The sequence below is a fragment of the Martelella radicis genome, assembly GCF_014196625.1.
Classification (GTDB): Bacteria; Pseudomonadota; Alphaproteobacteria; order Rhizobiales; family Rhizobiaceae; genus Martelella; species Martelella radicis.
Map to the genome: position 1 here is coordinate 25,200 of NZ_JACIDZ010000004.1, position 19,289 is coordinate 44,488.

Below are 19,289 nucleotides of genomic sequence, written 5' to 3' on the forward strand. Positions count from 1 at the left end.
GGTCTACTCCGCTGGCTGGATTTTGGCGGCGGATTGCGCCTTGCGGCCGCCGCCACCGCCGCCGAAGCGGGCGCGCAGGCGTTTCACGCCCTCCATGATGCCGCCGGGCAGGAAGATGACGATAGCCATGAAGATGAGGCCGAGCGTCAGATGCCAGCCATCGCCGACGAAGAGCGACAGGAGGCCGACGAGCGGCGTTTCGATCGCATCCGGCAGGGCCGACAGCGCGCTGTGCAGCGCGGCGTCGTTGAACGAGGAGAAGATGTTTTCGAAATACTTGATAATCACCGCGCCGATGACAGGGCCGAGCAGCGTGCCCACGCCGCCGAGAATGGTCATCAGAACGACTTCGCCCGATGCCGTCCACTGCATGCGTTCAGCCCCTGCCAGCGGGTCGGTGACGGCCATCAGCGCGCCGGCAAGACCGGCGAACATGCCGGAGATGATGAAGGCCGAGCGCAGATAGGGACGCGTGTTGAAGCCGGTATACATCATCCGGTTCTGGTTGGATTTCACAGCCTTCAGCATCATGCCGAAGGGCGAGCGGAAGATCCTCAGCGTGATGAAGAAGCAGACCAGAAGGGCGATGGCGCAGAAATAGAAGCCGGCATAACCCTGAAGCTCTATCCCGAAGAAATCGGGCGACGGAAGGCCTTCGGTCGGAGCGAGGAACATGCGGTCGATGATGCGCGGATCGTTCTGGGAAAGCTGCAGGCCGGTCTCGCCGTTGGTGATCGGGGTGAGAACCGAATAGGCGAGATTATAGCTCATCTGCGCGAAGGCGAGCGTCAGGATCGAGAAATAGATGCCCGAGCGGCGCAGGCTGACATAGCCGATGAGGGCCGCGAACAGGCCTGAACAGATGACGGCGAAGATGATCGCCGGAATGGCGTTCATGGTGAAAAGCTTGAACGACCATACGGCGGCATAGGAGCCGACGCCGAGAAAGGCGGCATGGCCGAAGGAGAGATAGCCGGTCAGCCCGAACAGGATGTTGAAGCCGATGGCGAAGATCCCGAAAATCGCGAATTTCTGCAAGAGCGCCGGGTAGGCGGCGCCGAGCGGCAGGAACAGGATGGGCGCCAGAAGCACGATCGCCGAGAAGACGATGTAGAGCAGCCAGTCGTTGCGCGAGAGATTGGCAAACATGTGGATTAGTCCTCCATCACGCCGCGGCGGCCCATGAGCCCGCGCGGCATGGTCAAGAGAATGATGACGGCAACGAGGTAGATGATCACCTGGTCGATACCGGGAATGATGGATTTCACCTCGTTCATCGAGGCGAAGGATTGCAGGATGCCGAGGGTGAAGCCGGCAACGATCGCGCCCGGCAGCGAGCCCATGCCGCCGACGACCACCACGACGAAGCTCAGCACCAGGAAATCCATGCCGAGATGATAGTTCGGCGGCAGGATCGGCGTGTACATGACGCCGGCAAGCCCCGCGACCACGGCGGCGATGCCGAAGACGACGGTGAAACGTTTCTCGATGTCGATGCCGAGCAGGCCGACGGTCTCCCGGTCACGCATGCCGGCGCGCACCACCATGCCGTAGGTTGTGAACTGCAGGAAGGCGAAGACGGCGCCGATGACGAGAGCTGCAAACAGGAAGTAGATCAGCCGCCACCAGGGATAGACGATGAAGGCATCAGCCATGCCGAACCAGGCGGCGATATTGGCGGTGCCGGCAAACGCGTCGGGTGCGGCCTGCGGCACGGGATTGGCGCCGTAGATCTTCTTGATGATTTCCTGCAGCACGATGGCAAGCCCGAAGGTCACCAGGATCTGGTCTGCATGGGGGCGCTTGTAGAAGAAGCGGATCAGCCCGCGCTCCATGGTCAGGCCGATGACGAGCATGACGGGAATTGCGAGCAGGATTGAAAGCGGCACGGACCAGTTGATCAAGGCCGCGCCGAAATCGCCGAAGGCATATTCCATGTAGGGAACCGGACGCGGCGCAAACAGCGCGCCTTCAGCCTTGGGCGGCTGGATCGGCCAGGTCAGCAGGGCGTTGAAGGTGACGGCGCAGAAAGCGCCGAGCATGAAAAGGGCGCCATGGGCGAAGTTGACCACGCCGAGCGTGCCGAAAACCAGAGTAAGGCCAAGGGCGATCAGCGAATAGGCTGCGCCCTTGTCGAGGCCGTTCAGAAACTGAATGATGATGGCGTCCATTGACCGCGTTTCCACTGTTGCCGGAAAGGGCCGGGCGCTTTTAAAACGCCCGGCCGGAATTGCAGCGATTGTCTGTTCTCAGCAGGTCTTGGCCGTGTCCGGGCCGAGTTCGCCGCCGAAGATCGCCGGGTCGTAGTCGACATCGGCGCGCGGCACGACCTTGACGACTTCGAGAAGGTCGAACTCGCTCTGCGGATCGGGGTTGCCGCGCACGACAAGCACGTCCTTCATGCACTGGTGGTCGGCGGCGCGGTAGAGCGTCGGACCATTGCCCATGCCGTCGAACTCGAAGCCTTCGAGCGCCTTGATGACGGCGGGCGCGAAGAAGGTGCCGGCGCGTTCCACGGCATCGGCATAAAGCAGCGCCTGGACGTAGCAGGTATGGGCGGCCTGCGACGGCGGGAAGCCGTATTCCGCGCCGAAGGACTGAACAAAGGCCTGGCTGCCCGCATCATCCAGCGACCAGTTCCAGTTGGCCGAACCGAGAATGTTTTCGGCTGCAGCGCCTGCGCCCTGCGCCATCAGGCGCGAGAACAGCGGCACGACGATCTCGAAATTCTTGCCGTTGACCTGCTTGTCCTTCAGTCCGAACTGGACGGCCTGGGTCAGCGAATTGACCATGTCGCCGCCGTAGTGGTTGAGGATCAGCACATCGGCGCCGGAGTTGAGAACCGGGGTGATGTACTGCGAGAAGTCGCCGGCGCCGACCGGCGTCTTGACGGTCTGGACCGTTTCCCAGCCAAGGCCCTCGGTCGCGTTCTTGATCGATTCTTCCTGCGTCCAGCCCCAGGTATAGTCAGCTGTCAGGTGGTAGGCGCGGCGATCGGAGCCGTATTCCTGCTGCAGAACGGGGGCAAGCGCCTCGCCCGACTGGTAGGCGTTGAAGAAGTGGCGGAAGCCGTAGCGGCGCTTGTCCTTGCCGGTCGTGTCGTTGGAGTGGGTGAGGCCGGCCATGAAGATGACGCCCATGTCCTGGCACAGGCTCTGCACGGCAACGGCAACGCCCGAGGACGAGCCGCCGGTGATCATCACAGCGCCTTCCTTCTCGATCATGCGCTTGGCGCTGTCGCGGGCGGCATCGGACTTGGTCTGGGTGTCGCCGGTGACGTAATTAACCTTCTTGCCGAGAATGCCGTTGCCCTTCAGCGCCTTGGACGAGAAGGTGGCGAGCATGCCGCCGTCGCCTTCGCCGTTCAGGTGCTTGGCGGCGAGCATCAGCGCCTTCATTTCATCGGCACCCTCATCGGCGTAGGGGCCGGTCTGCGGCACGTTGAAGCCGAGCGTGACGGTGCTGCCGGTCGGCATGTTGCACGACATGTCGGCCGCATAGGCCCCACGCACGAAATGCATGGGGGCGGCCAGCGTGACGCCGGCGGCCGCACCCGCCCTGAGCAGGCTGCGGCGGTTCATGATAAACTTTGACATCGGACTCCTCCCAAGTCGTCTGAATTGGCTGCGCGCTCATCAGGGCGCAGAGGCGCTTTCCTCCAAAGCGCATGGGAGACAGTAACAAGCAGCCAAATTGTCGCAATTGAGCGAAAGTGATAAGACCTTGGTTGAAGGCAGCGAAGGCTTACCTTTGGCAGATGTGCTCCCTTCGCGGGTTGAACAGCGGCAGCCGCTGACGCATATAGCCACCTTCAAGACGAAGGTGATCCGGACATGGCCGACAGGGCAGAAGAACAGCAACCGTTCTGGAAGACGAAACGGCTCGACGAGATGGACGCCCGCGAATGGGAAAGCCTCTGCGACGGCTGCGGACTTTGCTGTCTGAACAAGCTGGAGGACTGGGAAACGGGCGAGGTGGCCTTTACGTCCGTTGCCTGTCGCCTGCTCGACGGGCATTCCTGCCAGTGTTCCGACTACGAGGACCGCTGGAAGACGGTGCCGGAATGCATTCAGCTCGATGTCGAGGGCGTGAAGGAAATACCCTGGCTGCCGCCGACCTGTGCCTACAGGCTCGTTCATGAGGGACATGATCTTTACTGGTGGCATTACCTCGTCTCCGGCGACCGCGAGACGGTGCACCAGGCCGGCATTTCCGCCCGCGACCGGACCGTGAGCGAGATGGAGGTGCCGGTCGAGGACTACGAGGACTACATCATCGAATGGCCGGTGCTGACCGGAGAGAAGACCGGCTGATTCGCGGCGAGCGTTCGATATCCGCGGCGGAGGCAGGCTTGCCCCAGCGCAATGCGTCTGCGTTAAGGATCATTATGTGTTCATCATCGTAACTATGAATATATAAGGATCCTCCCCATGGCGACCGACTATCTTCAGATGACTGCCGACGTCTCGCGGCAGACCGCCGTTCTGCGCAAGGACATTCCCGAAACCATGAGCGGTTTTTCGGCAATGGCGGGGGCCGCCTGCAAGGCGGGCGCGCTGGATGCCAAGACCAAGGAATATATCGCGCTCGGCATTGCCGTGGCGCTGCGCTGCGAACCCTGCATCGCCTTTCACGCCAAGGCTCTGGTCAAGCTCGGCGTCACCAGGGCCGAATATGAGGAAGTGCTCGGCGTTGCCGTCTACATGGATGGCGGACCGGGACTGATGTATGCTGCCCATGCGCTGGAAGCCTTCGACCAGTTCTCGGCAAAATAAGAAAAAGATCACAAAATAGGAAAATAATCCTTGACGGCGTTACGGTCGTCTGCTAGGTTTTCCCTACAGTCGGAAATCTGTGGCGGTCGGTGACCTCGCTGGTTTCAGGCTTCCGTCATATTTTTTTCAAAGCCCGGTTTTCGCCGGGCTTTTTTGTTGCCGGATGGCTGCCGCGAGCGGCCAAAGGGAGGGTTTCGTGGTCGACCATGAAACATTCGATATTTCGCTGTTCGGACTCTGGCCGCGCACGCCGCGCTATGAGGGTGATCCCGCGACGCACCGCGCCCATGCGGGCTTTCATGCCATCGAACCGAAGGCGCGGCGCGCGAATGCCGATGACGATCTCAGGCTGTTGCTCAACGACCTGACCGTCGAAATGCGCGCGCAGTTCGCCTTTTTCCGCAAGCTCAGGATGGCGGCCGTCAAAAAAGGGCGGGAGGGCGACGATGCGGATGTGCGCGGCGAGGTGAAGGCGGCGGCCGATGCAGTGGCGCTGATCATCCGCACGCTGGAAAAGGCCGACGAATTGCAGCGCAGGCTCGCCGAGAGCCGCCGCGACGCCGAGGAACGCGCACTCGATCTGAGGACATATGAAGATGCCAAAGCCCATTTCCTCGACCTCATCGAAAAGCGGGCCGAGGAACTGGCAGAACGGCGCCTCGCCGAGCGCGCCGGCGACCGATGATCGCTATGCCCTTGTCCGCGAACTTGCCCGCGACTGGGCCTTTCTGGGACGGCCCGAACAAATGCCCCCCGCTGCCGCCTGGCGCACATGGCTCCTGATGGGCGGGCGCGGTTCGGGCAAGACACGGGCCGGCGCGGAATGGGTGCACGGGCTTGCGCTTTCAGGCGGCGCAAAATGCGATCTGCGCATTGCCCTGGTGGCCGAGACGCTCGGGGATGCGCGCGAGGTGATGATCGACGGCGTGTCCGGCATCTGCCGGATCGCGCGGCGGATGGCGCCGGTGCTGGAGATCACCCGCCGGCGGCTGGTCTGGCCGAATGGCGCGGTGGCCTATCTTTTTTCGTCGGAAGACCCGGAGGCGTTGCGCGGGCCGCAGTTCCACTTCGCCTGGTGCGACGAACTGGCGAAATGGCGCTATGGCCAGGAATGCTGGGACATGCTGCAGTTCGGTCTGAGGCTGGGCGAGCGGCCGCGCCAGATGGTGACGACGACGCCGCGCGCCGTGCCGCTGTTGAAAAAGCTGATGGCTGAAGGTGACACGGCGCTGACGCGGATTTCGACGGCGGACAATCATGCCAATCTGGCGCCGGGTTTCTTGAAGGCGCTTGCAAGCCGTTACGGCGGCACGCGGCTTGGCCGTCAGGAACTTGACGGGGAAATGATCGAGGACCGCGAGGACGGTCTGTGGCGACGCTTCGAACTCGAGGCGGTCGTCTCCCGCAACGCGATGGCCAGCGGGCGCGTTGTCGTCGCCGTCGATCCGCCGTCGGGTTCGGGGCGCAGATCCGTCTGTGGCATTGTGGTCGCCGGCAGCATGGAAAATGGCGGGGCGCTGGTGCTGGCAGATTGCTCCGTTGAAGGCGGCACGCCGGGCGAATGGGCGCGCGCCGTTGTCGAGGCCTATCGCCGGTTTGATGCCGACCGTGTCGTTGCAGAGATCAACCAGGGCGGCGACATGGTGACGGCGATGCTGAAGAGCGTGGACGAGCGCCTGCCGGTTGCAACGGTGAGGGCGAGGCGCGGCAAGTTCCTGCGCGCCGAACCGGTAGCGGCACTTTATGAGCAGGGCAGGGTGCGCCATGCGGGCCATTTTGCCCGGCTTGTCGACCAGATGTGCGATTTCGGGCCGGACGGGCTTTCGGGCGGGCGCTCGCCGGACCGGCTCGATGCGCTGGTATGGGCGCTGACGGCGCTGCTGCTGGAAGGCGACGGGGTGCCGCGCGTTCGCGGTGTGTGAGAGGTCATTGGCGCTTGCACCGCACAATGGCCCATGCTAGCCGAATGCCGCAATCGGCCTTTGAGGGCGCTACGAGGTTTTCGCATGATTAGACATATCGTTTTCTTTTCGGTGCCGGAGGGCGGCGACGCCGATCAAATCGAGGCCGGCCTTTCGATCCTGACGGAAAACCCGCATGCTTCGGTTCTAGAGATCGGTCGCAACACGCGCAGCGACCTCTATGACGAGAAGGTCGATTTCGTCGTCTATGGCGAGTTCGAGGACGAGGCGGCGCTGGCTGCCTATCGCGAACACCCGCTCTACAAGAAGTCGACCGCGCTTGTCCGTCCGCTGCGCGAGATGCGGATTGCCGCAGACTATGACACGGCGAAAGCCGTGCGGCATGCGCGGCTGAAGGACTGACGCCGAACAAAATGAATGACTGACTGACGTGGCCCCGGTTTTCCGGGGCTTTTCTGTTTCTAGCGAAGGAAAAGGGGGGCGGCATGAAAATGCCCTTTCATCTGCCGGGAAGGCGCCCGGCCGAGCCCGTCGGCGTGCCCGACAAAAAGGCGGCGACAATGCTTTCCGCAATCGCCTTCAGCGGCGAGGCGCGCTGGTCTGGCCGGTCCTATGCCGCCCTTGCCCGCGAGGGGTTCATGAAGAACCCGGTGGCCCACCGCGCCGTCCGCCTGATCGCGGAAGCCGCGGGCGCCATGCCCTGGCAATTGTTCGACAACGGCACGCTCGTTTCAGACCACCCGCTGCTTTCGCTTCTGAAGCGGCCGAACCGGCGCATGTGCGGTGCGGATTTCCTCGAGGCGCTGTTCGGCGCGCTTCTGCTTTCCGGCAATGCCTATGTCGAGCCGATCGTTCTCAGCGGGGACCTGCGCGAACTGCATCTGCTGAGGCCTGACCGCATCCGCGTGATCGAGGGGCGTGACGGCTGGCCGGAGGCCTATGAATACCGCACCGGCAACCATGTGACCCGATTTGCCGCCGAAGGCGAGGGGCTGACGCTTCTGCATATGCGGCTCTTCCATCCGCTCGACGACCAGACCGGGTTTTCGCCGCTTGCCGCCGCGCAGATGGCGCTGGACCTGCACAATGCTGCTTCCGTCTGGAACAAGGCGCTGCTCGACAATTCCGCAAGGCCGTCCGGCGCGCTGGTCTATCAGCCGAAGGACGGCGGAAACCTGACCGAGGAACAGTATGAGCGGCTGAAGCAGGAGCTGGAGGAGGGCTATTCCGGGCCGGTGAGGGCAGGGCGTCCGCTGCTTCTGGAGGGCGGGCTCGACTGGAAGGCGATGGGGCTGACGCCGCGCGACATGGATTTCACCGAGGCGCGCAACGGGGCGGCACGCGACATCGCGCTTGCCATCGGCGTGCCGCCGATGATGCTCGGCATACCGGGCGACAATACCTATTCCAATTACCAGGAGGCAAACCGCGCCTTCTACCGGCTGACCGTTCTGCCGCTGATTGCCCGCACGGCCGCCTCGCTGACGGCCTGGCTGGAGCCGGCCTATGGGGCGGGGCTGAAGCTCGAGCCGGATCTCGACCAGGTGCCGGCCCTTGCCGCCGAGCGCGAAGCGCTTTGGGCGCGGGTCGGGTCTGCCGGCTTCCTGAGCGACGACGAGAAGCGCGAGGCCGTGGGGTACTGAAACATGCAAGAGCTTTCAGGAGGAGCCGCTATGGGCGAAGGAACGATGCTGGCCGATGAACTGAAATATGCCGATCTGTCGCTGACAGACCTTGCCGGGGACGGCTCCTTTTCCGGCTATGCCAGCCTCTTTGGCGAAGTTGATCTAGGCAAGGACATGATCGAGCGCGGCGCGTTTTCACGCTCGCTGCAAAAGCGTGGGGCCGAGGGCGTGCGTATGCTGTTCCAGCACGATCCGTCCGAACCGATCGGCGCCTGGCGCAAGCTCCGAGAAGACGGGCGCGGCCTTTATGTCGAGGGCGTGCTGTCACCGGATGTGGCGCGGGCGCGCGAGGTGCATGCGCTGATGAAATCCGGAGGGCTCGACGGACTTTCGATCGGTTTCCAGACCGTGCGCGCCAAGACGGACGCGAAGACCGGCGTGCGCCGGGTGCTGGAGGCCGATCTCTGGGAAATTTCGATCGTCACCTTTCCGATGTTGCCCTCGGCACGCATCGCCAGCGTCAAGCAGGCGGGTGACGCATTTCCCACCATCAGGGAATTCGAGCGATGGCTGACGCGGGATGCCGGCCTGAGCCGAAAGGCGGCGCGCCGGTTTCTCACCGGCGGCTATGACGCGCTTGTCGGCGGGCGGGATGCGGCCGACGGCGATGACTACATGGACGACGAACGTCTGCTCGGCCTTCTGCGACGGGCGCGGGCGATGATGTCGTCCTGATTGCACTTTTTCATCGAAAGGAATTCATCGTGACCGATGCGAAGATGACAGCGGCGCCCGAGACCAAGAGCGCGCCCGCGAGCATTACCGAGGCCTTCGAGGCCTTCATGTCGAGCTTCGAGGCGTTCAAGGACGCCAATGACCGAAGGCTCGGCGAGCTCGAGAGCAAGATGGGCGAGGATGTGCTGACCCGCGAAAAGGTCGACCGCATCAATCGCGCCATGGACGCCCAGGCCCGCCAGCTCGACGAGATGCAACTGAAGCGGGCGCGGCCCGCGCTCGGGCGCGCAACGAGCCTTGCGGCGAGCGAGCACAAGGCCGCGTTCGAGAACTATATCCGCCGCGGCGACGAGCACGGACTTCGTGCGCTGGAGGCCAAGGCGATCTCGACGACCGAAAGCGACGGCGGCTATCTGGTGCCGGAGGAGACGGATAGCGAGATCGGCCGCAGGCTTTCCGCCGTTTCGCCGATCCGCCGGCTGGCAACCGTGCGCCAGGTTTCCGGCGCGGTGCTGAAGAAGCCGTTCATCGCGTCGGGCTTCACCGCCGGTTGGGTCGGCGAGATTGCCGACCGCGACCAGACGGCGACGCCCGATATCTCCGAGCTGTCCTTCCCGACCATGGAGCTTTACGCCATGCCGGCGGCGAGCGCCTCGCTGCTCGATGACGCGGCCGTCGATGTCGAGAACTGGATTGCCTCGGAAATCGACATTGCCTTCGCCGAGCAGGAAGGGGCCGCCTTCGTCGGCGGCAATACGGCGAATACGCCGAAGGGCTTCCTGAGTTATACGACGGTGGCCGACAATGCCTGGGAATGGGAGAAGATCGGCTATATCGCCACCGGCGTCGATGGTGGCTTCAAAGCGGCCGATCCCTCCGACACGCTGATCGAGACGATCTATGCGCTGAAGGCGGCCCATCGCCAGAACGCCCATTTCGTCATGAACCGCAAGACGCAAGGGGCGATCCGCAAGTTCAAGGATGATGACGGCAATTATCTCTGGCAGCCGCCGGCAAGTCTCGGCCAGCCGGCCTCTTTGATGGGCTTTCCTGTCACCGAGGCGGAAGACATGCCGGATATCGGCATCGACACCATGTCAATCGCCTTCGGCGATTTCGCCGCCGGCTATCTGGTCGTCGACCGGGCCGGGGTCAGGATCCTGCGCGATCCCTATTCGGCCAAGCCCTATGTGCTGTTCTACACCACCAAGCGCGTTGGCGGCGGGGTTCAGAACTTCGAGGCGATCAAGCTGGTGAAGTTCGGCGACGCGTAAGGCGCCCCGAGGAACGAAGTGACCGACCCCGGCAACGTCTGCCGGGGTTTTTTCATGGCAGAAGGACGATTTCGCGATGAGCTATGCGCTGATTACGCCGGCAGCCGAGGAACCGGTGACGCTTGACGAGGCCAAGGCGTTTCTGCGCCTCGACAGCAGCGACGAGGATGCGCTTGTCGGCGATCTGATCACCACGGCGCGGGACTATCTGGAGATGGTGACCGGGCTTTCGCTTGTGACTCAGGAATGGCGGCTTTACCGCGATGACTGGCCGACAAGCGGCATGGTGTCTCTGGCCCATGGCCCGGTCACCGCAGTCGGAGCCGTGACGCTTTATGACGGCGAGGGCGCTGCTTCGGCGGTGTCTCTCGATCGCGCACGCCTTGATGGCCGGGCGCGGCCGGCGCGCTTCTATCTGCCAGATCTCGCGGGCCGGAAGACGGGGCTCAACGGCATCGAGGTCGATTTCACGGCCGGTTTTGGTCCTGCGGCCGATGTGCCGGATGTCGCCAGGCAGGCGATCCTTCGCCACGTCGCCCATATGTTTGCCTTTCGCGGCGTCGTTGCCGCCGATCAGCAGCCCGCCGGCGCGCCGGATGGCTATGATCGGCTGATCGCGCCGCTGAAGGCCTGGAGGCTGTGATGCTGACGCTCGATCCCGGCGCCTTTTCCGCCCGCCTCGACCTGATGACGCCGGTGGCGGCGCCGGACGGGCAGGGCGGCGCAACCATGACATACACGCTGCTTGCCAGGGCCTGGGCCCGGATAGAGCCGGTTTCCATCGGTGCCAGCGAGGAGGCCAATGGCGAAACCTTCCACGTGACGCACGAAATCTGGTTGCGGGCACGGGATGATCTGGAATCCGGCATGCGGCTTCAGCGCGGCGCGCGGGTCTTCAGGCTTGCCGGGTTTCGTGATCCCGACGAGACGGGCCGCTACACGGTCTGCCGCTGCGAGGAGGTGCTGACATGATCTCGGCGGAGAACGCGCTTCTGACAGCGATCCACGCAAGGCTTTCCGGCGATGCGGAGTTGACGGCGCTGGTAGGACCCGATGCGATATTCGATCGCCTGCTGAGCCGGCCGCGCCTGCCGGCGATCGTGTTCGGCGAATGCGAGACCCGTGACAATTCGACGGCGACGGAGAGCGGAGCGGAACATTTCCTGTCCCTGGAGGTCTGGTCGGAGGCCCATGGTCGCAAGGCGGTTCAGACGATCGAGGCGCGGGTAAAATCGCTCCTCGATGACGCCGATCTTGCCGTCTCAGGCTTTGTCCTCGTCAACCTGCGGCATCGCTCCTCCAGGATCCGGCGGGTGACGCGGACAGGCTATTTCCTCGCCGAAATGCGGTTCCGCGCCGTAACCGAGCCTGCCTGAGCGCGGCTCTTTCCAACAAACCGAACGGAGTGTGTGATGACAGCCCAGAAGGCCAAGGACCTGCTGCTGAAACTGCATAATGGAAGTGGTTTTGAAACGGTCGCCGGTCTGAGGACCAAGACGCTGAGCTTCAATGCCGAGACGGTGGACATCACCGATTCCGAAAGCGCGGGACGCTGGCGCGAGCTTCTCGGCGGAGCCGGCATTCAGCGCGCCTCGATGACGGCAAGCGGCATTTTCAAGGATGCAGCCTCTGATGAGACGGTGCGCGCGGCGTTTTTCGCCGGCGCGCTGGTGAGCGCTGAAATCATCATTCCCGGCTTTGGGACGATTGCCGGCCCCTTCCAGTTCACCTCCCTCGAATATTCCGGCCAGCACAATGGCGAACTTCAGTTCCAGATAGCAATGGAATCGGGCGGTGCGCTCAGCTTCGGGGGCAGCGCATGAGGCGGGGACAAACGGGCGGCCGCGCCAACCGCTATCGCGGCGAGGTGGAGGCGACAATCGACGGCGAGCGCCGCATCCTTTGCCTGACGCTCGGCGCGCTGGCGGAACTGGAGACGGCCTTTTCGGCCGATGGCCTCGGGGACCTTGGCAAACGGCTCGGAGCCGGCCGGCTGAGTGCGGCCGACCTGATCGCCATCATCGGCGCGGGGCTGCGCGGCGGCGGCAACGCCATCGACGACGACGAGGTGGCCGCGATGAGTATCGAAGGGGGCGTTGCCGCCTATGCGAGACTGGTCGGCGAGTTGCTGACCGTGACCTTTTCGGGAGGGCAGGCCGAGCATCCGGCAACGGATGCGGTGCGGCCGGACCCTTCCTAGCCGCAGCGGCAGGCCCTGAGCCTCCCGGCGCCGAGCCTTTCCCCTGGCGTTCGGCGCTGCATACGGGGCTTTGCCTGCTGCGGCTCAAACCTGAGGACTTCTGGTCGCTCTCGCCGGTCGAGTTCGCGGCGATGACCGGCGCCTTTGCGCCGTTCGCGCTCTTTCCGTCCCGGGCGAGCCTGGAAGAGTTGATGAAGCGATATCCCGACGAAGCGAGGAAGGACGATGGAAACTGACACGGGCGACAACTACGCCGAAGCGGTGAACGGGGCAAGCGCGCTCCACGATGTGCTCGTCGATCTCGAGACCCAGTCCGACCGGTTCTCGCAGGCGATCACCGGCGCGCTGAAGGATGCGACGCTTTCCGGAAAGGGGCTGCAAACCGTGCTGGGCGATCTTGGCCGACGACTTTCCGAACTAGCACTCAACTCTGCCCTGAAACCGCTCGAGAACGCGATCTCCGGGCAGATCGGCAGTCTCTCCGACGGGCTCGTCCAGGTCTTCGCCCATGCCAAGGGCGGCGTGCCCGGCCGGATCACGCCGTTTGCCGATGGCGGGGTCGTTTCGCGTCCCACCTATTTTCCGATGGCCGGCGGCCTCGGGCTGATGGGCGAGGCGGGGGCCGAGGCGATCCTGCCGCTGAAGCGCGGGCCGGATGGCTCCCTCGGCGTTTCGGCATCGGGCCGCGGCGGCGGGGCGCAGATCGTGTTCAATGTTACGGCACAGGACGCGACAAGCTTTCAGAAGAGCCAGGGACAGATCTCGGCGATGCTGGCAAGGGCGGTGCGTTCCGGCCAGCGCAATATTTGAGGAAGATCGATGAGCGCGAGCTTTCACGAGGTGCGCTTTCCGTTGCGGCTGTCGCTTTCCGTCAGCGGCGGCCCGGTTCGGCGCACGGATATCGTCAGCCTGTCCAACGGACGGGAGAACCGCAATCAGCGTTGGCGCAATTCCAGGCGGTCTTATGACGCTGGCTCGGCGCTGCGCTCGGTGGCCGACCTTTATGAACTGATGGCCTTTTTCGAGGCGCGCGGCGGTCAGCTCCATGGGTTCCGGTTCCGGGATCCCGTTGATTTCAAGTCGTGCGGGCCCTTGGCGGATCCCGGCCCAACGGACCAGCGGATCGGTGGTGGCGACGGGGCAACGGCCGCTTTCCAGTTGATCAAGTCCTATGGCGATGTCGCGGCCTCTTTCGTGAGAACGATTGAGAAGCCCGTCGCCGGAAGCGTGCGGGTTTCGGTTGACGGGATCGAAGTACCGGAAACCGACTTCTCGGTTGATACGACGACCGGAATCCTTGTCTTTGCACCCGGTGCGGAGCCTGTCCCCGGAGCCGAGATTTTCGCCGGCTTTCTGTTCGACGTACCGGTCCGCTTTGATATCGACCGGATCGACATCAACATGAAAGCCTTCAATGCAGGAAGCGTGCCGTCGGTGCCGCTTACGGAGATCATGCCATGAGAACGTTGGATGCCGGGTTGGAGGCGCATCTGAGAGAAGACGCGACGACCATCTGTCATTGCTGGAGGTTGACGTTGAAAAACGGGACCGTTCTCGGCTTTACCGAACATGATCAGGATCTGTTCTTCGCCGCGACCTTGTTTCTGGCCGCAAGCGGCTTCTTCTCCTCCGGTTTCGAGGCGGAGGAGGGCTTGGCCGCAAGCACGAACGAGGTTGTCGGCGGCTTTTCGCATGATGCCATTTCCGAAGACGCGCTGGCGGCGGGCGAGTATGATCGAGCCCGCGTTGAGGTGTTTCTCGTCAACTGGCGCTCGCCCGAGCAACACCAGCTTCTGCAGGTCTACGAGGTTGGCGAGGTCTCGCGCGAGGGCGGGGGATTCGCCGCCGAGTTGCGCTCGGTCACGCATCGGCTATCGCGTCCGCAGGGCCGGAGCTTCACGCGACGCTGCGATGCCATTTTCGGCGATGCCGCCTGCGGTTTCGACCCGCACACCTCCGGTTTCTTTGCCACCGGAACGATAATTTCCGTCGAAAGCGATACCCGGCTTCTGGTTGCCGGCGTGGACGGTTTCGGCGACGGTTTTCTTTCTCAGGGCGTGTTGCGGTTCGAAAGCGGCAATCTTGCCGGCCTCAGCTTCGACATCGAGGCAAATGCGGTGGCCGAAGGCGGCGTGCGCATCGACCTTTGGCTGCCGCTGGAGCGCCTGCCCGAAGCCGGCGACCAGTTTCTGCTGACGGCCGGTTGTGACAAGGCCTTCTCCACTTGCCGGACAAAGTTCAGCAACCACCTCAACTTTCGCGGCTTCCCGCATGTGCCCGGCGCCGACTTCGCCTATTCCTATGTCGATGGCGAGAGCGTGCATGACGGCACTCCGCTCTTCAAATGAACACGATGGGAGCGCGGGCGGTCGCCGTGGCCGAGACGTGGATCGGCACGCCCTATCGACATCAGGCCGCCAGGCGCGGCGTTGGCTGTGACTGCCTCGGGCTCATCCGCGGCGTTTGGGATGCGCTCTACGGCGAGCTGCCGGGAGCGGATATCGACTATGCCCCTGACTGGGCCGAACGCAGCGGCCAGGAGCGTCTGCTCGATGCGGCGATGCTTTTTTGCGGCGAGCCGCTCGCACAGAACGAGATGGCGCCCGGCGACATTCTGCTGTTCCGCTGGCGGCCGCAGTTTGCGGCCAAGCACGCCGGAATCCTTAGCGGACCTGACCAGTTCATCCATGCCTACGAGCAGGCGGGCGTTACCCGTTCCTCGCTGGTTCCCGGATGGCGCCGCCGGATAGCCGGCGTCTTCCGCTTTCCCGACGACAAGCCTGTGCTTCTCCAGGCGGGATGAACCGCCTTCCTTTACGTCTTCAACAACGAAGCGGCCAACCGCAACGCTGCGGGGCGGCTCGATTGCATATTTCTTGAGGTCTCGCGATGGCGACAATCGTTTTTCAGGCGGCGGGCGCTGCTATCGGCAGCGTTCTCGGACCGTTCGGCGCCGTTGCCGGACGGGCGCTTGGCGCACTTGCCGGTGCAGCCGTCGATGGATCGGTCTTTTCCGGAGGACGCAGGACGAGCGGCAGCCATTTGCCGACAGCGCGGGTGGGCGGTGTCGAGGAAGGCGCTGCAATACCGCGCGTCTACGGTGCCTCACGCGTGGGCGGCACGCTCATCTGGGCCACGCGTTTCGAGGAAGAGGTGCTCGAGGAGCGCACGGGCGGCAAGGCGTCCGGCTCGGCGGTCGAAAGTTTTGCCTATTACGGCAATTTCGCCTTCGGGATCTGCGAGGGACCCGTCGCCGGGATCCGGCGAGTATGGGCGGACGGGCGCGAACTGGACCTCACCAATCTCGAAATGCGTTTTTATCCAGGTGATGACAGCCAGTTGCCTGATCCGCTTATCGAGGCAAAGCAGGGAACCGGCAATGCTCCCGCCTATCGCGGACTGAGCTATGTCGTGTTTGAACGCCTGCCGCTCGACATGTTTGGCAACCGCATACCGGTGCTCCAGTTCGAGGTGCTGAAGCCGACCGGAGCGCTCGAAAGCCAGATCAGGGCGATCGCGATCATTCCCGGAGCGACCGAGCACGGGCTTTGCCCGTTTCCGGTGACAGAATCGCTCGGCAGCGGGAGGCAGCGGGTGATGAACCGCAATACGCTGACCCACGCGACGGACTGGGAGGCGTCCATCGATGAGTTGATGGCGCTCTGCCCCAATCTGGAGCGCGTGGCGCTCGTTGTTGCCTGGTTCGGTTCCGATCTGAGGGCCGGGGCGTGCAGCATTCTTCCCGGCGTGGAGACCGCGTTTCGTGCGGAGGAAAGCGTGCCCTGGCGCGTTTCCGGGCTGGCGCGTGATGAGGCCCATGTGGTGAGTGTGCATGAAGGCGGCCCGGCCTATGGCGGCACGCCCAATGACGCCGGTCTGATGGCTGCGATCGCCGACCTGAAGGGGCGCGGCCTTAAGGTCTTTCTCTATCCCTTCATCATGATGGACGTGCCGGCCGCCAACGGTCTGCCCGACCCCTATGGCGGTGCCGAACAGGCGGTCTATCCCTGGCGCGGGCGTATCACCTGTTTTCCGGCCAGCGGAGAGCCGGGGACGAGCGACAGAACCGCAGCCGCTCGGGCGCAGATCGAGGCGTTCCTGGGTACCGCCGAGCCGCACCACTTCAGCGCGAGCGATGCAGGCGTCGACTTTGCGGGAACCGATTCCGGTTACCGCCGTCTCATCCTGCATTATGCGCATCTGGCCGCTGCTGCGGGAGGCGTCGACGGCTTTATCGTCGGTTCGGAACTGAGGGGACTTACCTCGATCCGCGACCACAACGACGCCTTTCCCTTTGTCGAAGGGCTGATCGAGCTCGCCGGCGATGTTCGCGGCATTCTCGGACCGGAGACGGCGCTTACCTATGGCGCGGACTGGAGCGAGTATTTCGGTTACCATCCGCAAGACGGAAGCGGTGATGTCTATTTCAACCTCGATGCGCTTTGGGCGAGCCCGGACATCACGGCCGTCGGCATCGACAACTACATGCCGCTATCGGATTGGCGCGACGAAGATCTGGCCATGGAGAGCCCGGATAACTTCAGGAGCGCGACCGATCCGGCAGGTCTTGAGGGGCAATTGGCGGCTGGCGAGGGCTTTGACTGGTATTACGCCAATCCGACCGCGCGCGCCGCGCGAGAGCGTACGCAGATCACGGACGGGCTTTCCGGCAAGAACTGGGTCTATCGCTTCAAGGATATCGAGGGTTGGTGGTCGAACGCGCATCATGACCGGATCGGCGGCAGCGAAGTTCCAACGCCCTCCGCCTGGGTTCCGATGGCCAAGCCGATCTGGTTCACCGAACTTGGCTGTCCCGCCGTGGACAAGGGAAGCTGCCAGCCGAATGTCTTTGCCGATCCGAAATCGGCGGAATCGACATTTCCTTATTTCTCCAACCGCAGCCGATCCGACGATGAACAGCGCCGTTTCCTGGAAACGCATCTTTCCTTCTGGGCGGGGGAACAGGCTCCTCCCGGCATGGTCGATCCCGACCACATTTTCCTGTGGTGCTGGGATATCCGGCCCTATCCGGCCTTTCCGCAGAACGGTGCATTGTGGAGCGATGGCGCCAACTGGGCGACAGGGCACTGGCTGAACGGCCGATTGGGAGCGGCGACGCTTGCCGGCACGGTGCGAGCGCTTCTCGCCGATCACGGTTTTCATGCCTGTGACGTGAGCCTCCTGAGCGGTGATCTGACAGGCTACCAGCAAGCCGAGACCGATGCCGCGCGTGATCTGATCGAGCCGCTGCTCTCGCTTTATTCCGCCGACTGTCTCGAAACAGCGGGTGGACTGATTTTCCGGTCTCGTCAGCGCGCCAGCCTGCCGTCGCGGTTGATCGACAGCGTTGCCGAGCGCGGCGAGAACACCGGCTTGTGGCGGGAAACGCGGCTTCACGACAGCGATTTCGCCGGGCAAACGGTCATAACCTATCTTGATCCGACCACTGATTACGAGCAGGCAAGCGCCCGGTCGAGCCGGGCGATCGCTGCGAATGACAGGGTGCTTCGCTTCGGATTGCCAACGGTGCTTTCCGAGACGACGGCTCTGGAGAGAGCATCCGCTTTGCTGCGCGAAAGCCGGGTTGGTTTGCGGAATCTGCAGCTTGAACTCTCTCCGCAGGAGCGCGGCCTGGAGATCGGCGATATCTTCGAACTGCGGGATGGCCCGGCCGGTCGCTTCATGGTGACGCGGCTTGAGGTCGCTGAAACGATAAGGGTTGAGGCGCGCTCTTTTTCGTCATCGGCCGGCAATCCGGCTTTGCCGGCAGAAAGGACGCGCCTGGTGCGCGACGCAGCCTCGGACGGTTTTGCGCCGCGTGTCGTCTTTCTGGACCTTGCTCGCGACCGTTCCGGTCCGGCCGAGAGCTTTGCTCGCGTTGGCGTGTTCGCGCGGCCGTGGCGGCGTTCGTTCCTTGCCTCATCTTCAACGCAAGAGGGGTACCTGCCAGGTGTGGTCATCGATCGCCCGGCCTCAACGGCAAGGCTTGCCGCACCGCTTCTTCCGGGCAAGAGCGGGCGGGTCGACTTTACCCGCGAGCTTGTTGTCGATCTCGACTTTGGCGGGCTTTCCTCGGCAACGAGAACGGCAGTTCTGAACGGAGAAAACCGGATTGCCGTTGAAGCCGACAATGGCGTGTTCGAGGTCATCGGCTTTCTGGAGGCCTCCGAGATATCGCCAGGGCGCTGGCGGCTTGGAGGTCTGTTGCGCGGCCTCCATGGCACCGAGGACGCGATGCTGGCGGGAGCGGGTTCTGGAAATGATGCCGTCATAGTGAATGCATCCGTGGTGCCGATCGGCCTCAGCGAGCGGCATACGGGCCTGATGCGCAATTACCTGGTCGAAACCGCGCATGGACAGGTCGATCCGCACGCGCCCTACCAGTTTGCAGGCGGCTTGCGCGCCGAGACGCCACTGTCGCCGGTTCATCTGCGTGCGCGTCGCCTCGCGTCCGGCGACATTCTTCTCAATTGGGTGCGGCGTTCCCGGCTTGATGCCGACGACTGGAGCGCGGCTGACATACCGCTTGACGAGGAAATCGAGGCCTATCGGGTCGAGATCCTTTCAGGCGAAGTGCTGGTGCGCAGCAGCGAGACGACGGCTCCAGAATGGCTCTATGCGCATGCGGACCAGATTGCAGATTTCGGCAGTCTTGTTGAACACCTTTCGGTTCGACTTCGTCAGATGGGCCGAAAGGTGCCTCTGGGCACGCCTCTTGAGCAGCAGATTACACTCACTGTCTGAACAGAAAGGAACAG

At 63.5% G+C, this 19,289-nt stretch carries 21 protein-coding genes and 1 pseudogene; 19 read left to right on the plus strand and 3 right to left on the minus strand.

Features of this window, described 5'->3' with window-relative positions:
- Nucleotides 1–3 precede the first annotated feature (3 nt).
- The 3 genes from GGR30_RS07430 to GGR30_RS07440 form a co-directional block, all read right to left on the minus strand.
- Nucleotides 4–1,149 (minus strand): branched-chain amino acid ABC transporter permease, encoded by a 1,146-nt coding sequence (locus GGR30_RS07430; protein ID WP_183484214.1) that lies wholly within the window; start codon nucleotides 1,147–1,149, stop codon nucleotides 4–6.
- Nucleotides 1,150–1,154: 5 nt separating this feature from the next.
- Entirely contained in the window at nucleotides 1,155–2,171 is a 1,017-nt protein-coding gene (locus GGR30_RS07435) for a branched-chain amino acid ABC transporter permease (RefSeq protein WP_183484219.1), read from the minus strand.
- A 78-nt stretch (nucleotides 2,172–2,249) separates the two neighbouring features.
- Entirely contained in the window at nucleotides 2,250–3,596 is a 1,347-nt protein-coding gene (locus tag GGR30_RS07440) for a substrate-binding protein (protein ID WP_183484222.1), read from the minus strand.
- Between the two features lie 237 nt (nucleotides 3,597–3,833).
- On the opposite strand from GGR30_RS07440, the gene GGR30_RS07445 reads away from it, so the two are divergent.
- The 19 genes and pseudogenes from GGR30_RS07445 to GGR30_RS07535 all read left to right on the plus strand — a co-directional run bounded on the left by GGR30_RS07445 (nucleotide 3,834) and on the right by GGR30_RS07535 (nucleotide 19,275).
- Nucleotides 3,834–4,313 carry a YcgN family cysteine cluster protein gene (locus tag GGR30_RS07445; protein WP_183484225.1) on the plus strand — a complete coding sequence of 160 codons (480 nt, stop codon included), beginning with the start codon at nucleotides 3,834–3,836 and terminating at the stop codon, nucleotides 4,311–4,313.
- 117 nt (nucleotides 4,314–4,430) lie between these two features.
- Nucleotides 4,431–4,775 carry a carboxymuconolactone decarboxylase family protein gene (locus GGR30_RS07450; RefSeq protein WP_183484228.1) on the plus strand — a complete coding sequence of 115 codons (345 nt, stop codon included), beginning with the start codon at nucleotides 4,431–4,433 and terminating at the stop codon, nucleotides 4,773–4,775.
- A gap of 196 nt (nucleotides 4,776–4,971) precedes the next feature.
- Entirely contained in the window at nucleotides 4,972–5,460 is a 489-nt protein-coding gene (locus GGR30_RS07455; protein ID WP_183484231.1) for a hypothetical protein, read from the plus strand.
- Nucleotides 5,372–6,697 (plus strand): terminase large subunit domain-containing protein, encoded by a 1,326-nt coding sequence (locus GGR30_RS07460; RefSeq protein ID WP_183484234.1) that lies wholly within the window; start codon nucleotides 5,372–5,374, stop codon nucleotides 6,695–6,697. The genes GGR30_RS07455 and GGR30_RS07460 overlap by 89 nt, the downstream gene beginning before the upstream one ends.
- A gap of 84 nt (nucleotides 6,698–6,781) precedes the next feature.
- Nucleotides 6,782–7,099, plus strand: a complete 318-nt coding sequence (locus tag GGR30_RS07465) for a Dabb family protein (RefSeq protein WP_183484237.1) — start codon at nucleotides 6,782–6,784, stop codon at nucleotides 7,097–7,099.
- 83 nt (nucleotides 7,100–7,182) lie between these two features.
- On the plus strand, nucleotides 7,183–8,340 hold the full coding sequence (locus GGR30_RS07470; protein ID WP_183484240.1) for a phage portal protein: 1,158 nt from the start codon (nucleotides 7,183–7,185) through the stop codon (nucleotides 8,338–8,340).
- Nucleotides 8,341–8,370: 30 nt separating this feature from the next.
- Nucleotides 8,371–9,057 (plus strand): HK97 family phage prohead protease, encoded by a 687-nt coding sequence (locus GGR30_RS07475; protein WP_183484243.1) that lies wholly within the window; start codon nucleotides 8,371–8,373, stop codon nucleotides 9,055–9,057.
- A 44-nt stretch (nucleotides 9,058–9,101) separates the two neighbouring features.
- The gene (locus GGR30_RS07480) at nucleotides 9,102–10,331 is read left to right on the plus strand and encodes a phage major capsid protein (protein WP_183485012.1); all 1,230 of its coding nucleotides are present in this window, start codon (nucleotides 9,102–9,104) and stop codon (nucleotides 10,329–10,331) included.
- Nucleotides 10,332–10,407: 76 nt separating this feature from the next.
- Nucleotides 10,408–10,974 (plus strand): head-tail connector protein, encoded by a 567-nt coding sequence (locus GGR30_RS07485; protein ID WP_183484246.1) that lies wholly within the window; start codon nucleotides 10,408–10,410, stop codon nucleotides 10,972–10,974.
- Nucleotides 10,974–11,303 (plus strand): phage head closure protein, encoded by a 330-nt coding sequence (locus GGR30_RS07490; protein ID WP_183484248.1) that lies wholly within the window; start codon nucleotides 10,974–10,976, stop codon nucleotides 11,301–11,303. The genes GGR30_RS07485 and GGR30_RS07490 overlap by 1 nt, the downstream gene beginning before the upstream one ends.
- Nucleotides 11,303–11,707: a tail completion protein gp17 gene (locus tag GGR30_RS07495; RefSeq protein ID WP_183485015.1), complete on the plus strand. Its 405-nt coding sequence runs from the start codon at nucleotides 11,303–11,305 to the stop codon at nucleotides 11,705–11,707. The genes GGR30_RS07490 and GGR30_RS07495 overlap by 1 nt, the downstream gene beginning before the upstream one ends.
- Nucleotides 11,708–11,743: 36 nt before the next feature.
- A complete protein-coding gene (locus GGR30_RS07500) occupies nucleotides 11,744–12,154 on the plus strand; it encodes a phage major tail protein, TP901-1 family (protein WP_183484251.1) in 411 nt (136 codons plus the stop codon).
- Complete coding sequence (locus GGR30_RS07505) at nucleotides 12,151–12,531, plus strand: gene transfer agent family protein (protein ID WP_183484254.1); 381 nt, start codon at nucleotides 12,151–12,153, stop codon at nucleotides 12,529–12,531. The genes GGR30_RS07500 and GGR30_RS07505 overlap by 4 nt, the downstream gene beginning before the upstream one ends.
- Nucleotides 12,532–12,578: 47 nt before the next feature.
- Nucleotides 12,579–12,767 (plus strand): annotated as a pseudogene (locus tag GGR30_RS07510) (rcc01693 family protein); the annotation flags it as partial.
- The gene (locus GGR30_RS07515; RefSeq protein ID WP_183484257.1) at nucleotides 12,757–13,341 is read left to right on the plus strand and encodes a phage tail tape measure protein; all 585 of its coding nucleotides are present in this window, start codon (nucleotides 12,757–12,759) and stop codon (nucleotides 13,339–13,341) included. The pseudogene GGR30_RS07510 and the gene GGR30_RS07515, both read left to right, overlap by 11 nt.
- A 9-nt stretch (nucleotides 13,342–13,350) precedes the next feature.
- Complete coding sequence (locus tag GGR30_RS07520) at nucleotides 13,351–13,992, plus strand: DUF2460 domain-containing protein (protein WP_183484260.1); 642 nt, start codon at nucleotides 13,351–13,353, stop codon at nucleotides 13,990–13,992.
- Nucleotides 13,989–14,879, plus strand: a complete 891-nt coding sequence (locus GGR30_RS07525; RefSeq protein ID WP_183484263.1) for a DUF2163 domain-containing protein — start codon at nucleotides 13,989–13,991, stop codon at nucleotides 14,877–14,879. The genes GGR30_RS07520 and GGR30_RS07525 overlap by 4 nt, the downstream gene beginning before the upstream one ends.
- Nucleotides 14,876–15,334 (plus strand): NlpC/P60 family protein, encoded by a 459-nt coding sequence (locus GGR30_RS07530; protein ID WP_183484266.1) that lies wholly within the window; start codon nucleotides 14,876–14,878, stop codon nucleotides 15,332–15,334. Before GGR30_RS07525 ends, GGR30_RS07530 begins: the two co-directional genes overlap by 4 nt.
- Nucleotides 15,335–15,420: 86 nt before the next feature.
- On the plus strand, nucleotides 15,421–19,275 hold the full coding sequence (locus GGR30_RS07535; RefSeq protein WP_183484270.1) for a baseplate multidomain protein megatron: 3,855 nt from the start codon (nucleotides 15,421–15,423) through the stop codon (nucleotides 19,273–19,275).
- Nucleotides 19,276–19,289: the final 14 nt, after the last annotated feature.